Here is a 4201-nt window from a genome sequence, read left to right as displayed (position 1 = left end):
AGGAAGATAAACACCCAAAAATAACTATGAATGAGAATACCCAATAAGCCATGGTAAATGGTAAGGTTCAGGGGATTAAAAGCTTCCGCCACCAACAATAACAGGTAAAGGGGGAAAACCGTATTTAAAAATAACCGGCCCAAGGCCTTACGGGCCGTGAAAAAAAACAAAAGGGGCAACAACAATTGCAGCCCGAAAATAAGATTGCCCACCGTAGTAGAAGTAAATACCCATTTGCGCAAAACCCCACTGAGGGTAGTAAAGAAAAAACAGAATAAAAAGGAATTTATTAATTTTTTATTTCCCATTCACAATTTTTATATAAAAAAAGTTGAAACCCACCATTTGATAGTTGATTTCTCATACCATTTTTCCCTTAGAAATAGAATGATTTACCCAAAGTAAATTTTCGCCTTTACTAAACACATCATATTGATAATTCTGAACTGCTGTAAATAAGGCTTTACTACAACCGGTTTTTATCCAATCATGTGTTTCAATATAAATTTGATGTATACTTTCTACCCATCCTGCATTGTTGGAAAACAATTCCATTTCAGCTCCTTCTATGTCTAATTTAAGTATGTCAACAGACTGTTGTTGATAGTCTTTGATTATATCAGGTATAGTAATGGTAGATATTTCATTGAAAGAAATTTCATCTGCTTCATTCGTTGTTACCATAAACCCATAATTCCCCATATTCAAAGGATTGGATATACTTAAAATTGTAGATTCATGCCAAATCGCTTTCTGCATTGGAATTATATTCGGGTACCCTGCAATATTTTTCAAAAGGATTGAATAATTGCTATTTTCAGGCTCTATGGCAACAATCTTTGCATTTGGATATTTTATTACGAAAAATAAAGCAGACAAACCAATGTTTGCTCCTCCGTCAATGATAAACTCAGCATTGGCCGGTAAAAAAAAGTTGTATTCTTCTTCCACAAATATTTTAAAAAAAACATCAATATCAGAAGTATTTGCTCGAAGGTATATAGGCGTTCGTAACTGTTTAAGCCGTAGTATAATGATCCCTTTCCCTTTAGAATTAATTAGAATGAATACAACCAGACCTTTTAGACCTCCAAACCGATTCGTTAATTGAATTAATTGTTTAAGGTATTTTTTAAATTTCATTAATAGAGAAATAAATTGGATGATTTAATATTTTAGAAGTTGATTGTATATTTTACTTTATCAAATAAACCTGATTCTAATTATATTTATGTGAAATAGCAAAGTATATTCAATTAATTTCCGGATACAAACTAAACTGGCACCTCAATATAGCATACATAAATGATATTTTTTGAATAATAAATAAGATTCTTCTTGAACGATTAACTTTTTCGTATAAGATTTGATTTTAACTATTTAATATTTTTTAAAATCATCATATAATTGGTTGCTCCATAAAAAATTTCTAAATCGGCTGAATATTGCTTTAAGGGCGCTAATCCGTTTTGCAAAATGATGTAAAAATTATAATGTTCTTGAAATTCATCCCAGAAATCTTTCAATAGCTGTTTGGTGGTTAAAGAAGCAATGCCTTGTTCAAACTGAATAATTTGCACCTTCTGCTGCTGCATTAGCTTTTTTAGTCCTAATAAGGCCCTAAACTCAAAGCCTTCTATATCCAATTTAATGAAATCAATTTTCGTAATCTTTTCCTGCACACAAAAATCATCCAATGTAATCACATCAACCTTTTCAGTAACAGCATTTTCTAATGTATTATAAATACTGTCTTCATTTGAACCGACTAAACTGGCACTCCCCGCCCCCGCCCATGGATAATACAATACGGATTGACCAATAGCATCAGAGACTGCTTTATTCACCAACCTACACCTTCCATCATTTAAAAATTTTACCGTTAATTCCGTTTGGAATATTTGTGCGGGCTCAAAAAGATAAATTGTAAACGATTCAATACCATTTTTTTTCAAAGTACGTATCATCAATTCCGTATAATGACCATGGTGTGCACCACAATCAAACATCATTAATGGTTGGTTGTGTTTAATGAGCGCAAACGCCTTTTCAAAAGCCGTTATTTCACCTGTCTTTTCCAAAAGAAATGTTGCTGCACTAGCTCTATTTGAAAGCCAAAAAATAAATTTCTGCAATTTCAAGAGGTAAGGAAAAAAAGAGGGCCTGGAAAAAACCAAAAGCAACAAGTATTTAATTCTCTGTTTCATTGACAAATTATTGGTGGCTAATTGTTAGAGTTGAAGAGTAGTGTTATTCAAGTGTATTTTAGTACCCCTTCTAGATTATAATTGATACAGTAAGTTTTTAATCAGGTATTTCCTACCATTTATTTTATCAATTCTTACTGCTTCACTATTACCTTTTACCCCCCATTTCAATATAAAATATTCTATAACTAAACGAATCCAAGCCAAAACAATGGCAACTTTCACCAACCACTTGTTATTATTTTTCTTTAGCAATCTTATCCTGTTATAGTAAAAACGAATTACCCTTTTTGATGTAGATTGCGGGCTCCCACCCCCATCATGTTGTATTAAGATGGAAGAAATATTTTCGCTATCCCATTTTTGGCTTTGATGAAACCGAATAGAAAAATCTATATCTGCATCTAAAAAATCAAAGGATTCATCAAAGCCTTCTAATTCCTCAAATACAGTTTTGCGAAAAGCAATGGCAAATGAATAATAACAAGCACTTTTTTCTGAACCTTTAAAATAATGCCGCCATTTAGCCTCTAATTTTTGTCCAAGTATAATACTTAATAAGCCCGGTGCTGGTTCCATCTTGCCGGATGATTGCCCCCATTGATTGACAACAGTAAAATTCGCTAAGCCTAATGATGGCTTCGCTTGAAATACTAATACCAAATCATTTAATGAGCTTAGGACATAAGCATCTGCGTCTAATAATAAAATAAGATCACCGGAGGCAATCTTACATCCCTTATTGACAGAAGCCACATAACCCATGTTTTGAGTGTTTCTTACAAGTTGAAGATGGTCATATTTATCGAATGGTATGTTCGGTAATACAGTTGAAGCATCATCAATTAAAATAATTTCAGAAATAATATTTGCATTATCATTTTGAGTCAAATATGAAAGGGATTGTGCTACGTGTTCCCATGCATTAAAACAAGTGATAACCACAGATAGTTTCATAAATATTTTTAAACTTTCGAATCGATTTGAGTTATTAATGCTAACGCAGATAAATATGCGGATAGATGATGCTTGAAATTTCTATGGCTATACCAAGTATTGAGCACTTGTGACATTTCCGAAGCATTTGAATCATTGACGTTAAGGCAATTCAATAAAAAATGCTGATCAATAATTAAACCATCCACAGCTTGATCAATTTGGTGGGTTAAATTAAATACTAATAATCCACAAGCTGCGTAAGCCGCAAAAACCCCAGACTTACCCAATAATGAAGGGGGATAGCTGATGGCACCATATTTCACCGTTTGCAATACAGCAGTAATTTCTTGGGCTGACAAAGCCCCCATCTTTTGAATAGGAAAATCGAATGTACCTGGAAACATGCCTGCTTCTGTTGGACCAATATCTACAATCGTGGTTATTCCATTCATTTTTAAATCATCCAGATATTTTACCAGCCATTCGTAAACTTTTTTTTTGTTGGGAGTGCTCCCAAATACTACCACTTCATTGGCTCTTTCATTCCAAGGTGTTAACATATCTGGCTCAGGAATATTGGCAAACAATCCAATATTCTCCCTCTTTAACCCTCCCCCCTTTTCCAAAGGAGCTAACAAGTCAAATACAATTTGATTACTGCAAAACACTTTATCGGCCAAATCAAATAACTGTTGCACAATTTTTTTCTGTAAAGGATGCAACCAAAAAGCACTGGTCCAAACAGGGCCGGAGGCATAGAGTTCATGAAAAAAAATGATGACTTTTACCCCTGCTCGTTTTACTTGTTCCAAGGCGGTTACCAACCAAAACGGAACTCCTTTGCGTTGGTAACCATAGCCGGAATAGTTCAGGATAACGGTATGGATTTGCTGTTGTTGCACCAGTTGCAGCAAATGCCTACCGTTGGGTTGCAGGGGAAAATACGGCTGCACGGTGACCGGTGTGGGTTGTGGTAATCCTGCATAATGAACGGCATAGCCGGCATCGGTTAAACCCTGCCCCAATCGGGTAGCATAATCGCCCAGGCCATTGAT

The 4201-nt window shown here is 34.6% G+C and carries 5 protein-coding genes; all 5 read right to left on the bottom strand.

Translation table 11 applies throughout. The features are described 5' to 3' along the window. Positions 1-308 (bottom strand): hypothetical protein (locus tag ACP5P5_RS13380; protein WP_428286617.1); only part of this gene is annotated, 308 nt, incomplete at its 3' end. A gap of 52 nt (positions 309-360) precedes the next feature. Further along, positions 361-1143 carry an FkbM family methyltransferase gene (locus ACP5P5_RS13375; protein ID WP_428286616.1) on the bottom strand — a complete coding sequence of 261 codons (783 nt, stop codon included), beginning with the start codon at positions 1141-1143 and terminating at the stop codon, positions 361-363. 233 nt (positions 1144-1376) lie between these two features. Further along, entirely contained in the window at positions 1377-2081 is a 705-nt protein-coding gene (locus tag ACP5P5_RS13370) for an FkbM family methyltransferase (RefSeq protein WP_428286615.1), read from the bottom strand. 201 nt (positions 2082-2282) lie between these two features. Next, complete coding sequence (locus ACP5P5_RS13365; protein ID WP_428286614.1) at positions 2283-3164, bottom strand: glycosyltransferase family 2 protein; 882 nt, start codon at positions 3162-3164, stop codon at positions 2283-2285. Positions 3165-3172: 8 nt separating this feature from the next. Beyond that, positions 3173-4201, bottom strand: a 1029-nt coding sequence (locus ACP5P5_RS13360; RefSeq protein WP_428286613.1) for a hypothetical protein, incomplete at its 5' end; no start/stop codon positions are given.

The sequence above is a fragment of the Hydrotalea sp. genome (assembly GCF_049968455.1).
Classification (GTDB): Bacteria; Bacteroidota; Bacteroidia; order Chitinophagales; family Chitinophagaceae; genus Hydrotalea.
The sequence above is the reverse complement of the archived record's forward strand: the minus strand, read 5'-3'. Positions and strand labels throughout refer to the sequence as shown.

What these genes read in the sequence shown, in the direction of transcription:
- ACP5P5_RS13365 (WP_428286614.1), bottom strand. Translation starts at nt 3,164, where the DNA reads ATGAAACTATCTGTGGTTATCACTTGTTTTAATGCATGGGAACACGTA.
- ACP5P5_RS13375 (WP_428286616.1), bottom strand. Translation starts at nt 1,143, where the DNA reads ATGAAATTTAAAAAATACCTTAAACAATTAATTCAATTAACGAATCGG.